1 protein-coding gene is annotated in these 490 nt (G+C 53.5%); it reads right to left on the bottom strand.

Annotation, left to right across the window (positions count from 1 at the left end; translation table 11 throughout):
• The coding region (locus P6N53_RS18520; RefSeq protein WP_304545837.1) for a 4Fe-4S dicluster domain-containing protein at positions 1–490 on the bottom strand (490 nt) is incomplete at both ends.

Here is a 490-nt window from a genome sequence, read left to right as displayed (position 1 = left end):
CAGTTTTTGATGCACCTACCGCAGCCAACGCAGGCGGTGGCGTTGTATCTATCTACAAAGTAGTTGAATTTGTGCATGAGTCTTTGTCTCCAACGGGCTTTCCCTCCGGTTCTCGGGTTGTGCCCGGAGCCGTGCAGGGTAAATAGCGGGAACATGCAGGCATCCCAGTTTCTTACCCGGCAGCCGCTGCAGTCGGTGGCCTCATCCGCTATGTCAAAACAGTGGCAGGTGGGGCACAGGTAGGTACAGGCTCCACAGCCGATGCATTTTTCGTGCAGGCTGTCCCAAAAGCTGTGCTCAAACATGCCGTTTAGTTTTTCTGCCAAGCCTTCAATATTAATGCTTCCGTCGGCCTTAATTTCTGCCTGGAGTTTGGCGGCCTCTGCCTTGGCTTCTTCTCCGGCTTCGCTAAGTCCAAGTTTTCCCAGCAGCTCTTGTCCCTTTTCGCTTATGCCTTCTACTACGTAGGCTTCCCCTATGTCGGTCAGGA

Origin of the sequence: Desulforamulus aquiferis (assembly GCF_030577015.1) — a bacterium.
Taxonomy (GTDB): Bacteria; Bacillota; Desulfotomaculia; order Desulfotomaculales; family Desulfotomaculaceae; genus Desulfotomaculum; species Desulfotomaculum aquiferis.
The sequence above is the reverse complement of the archived record's forward strand: the minus strand, read 5'-3'. Positions and strand labels throughout refer to the sequence as shown.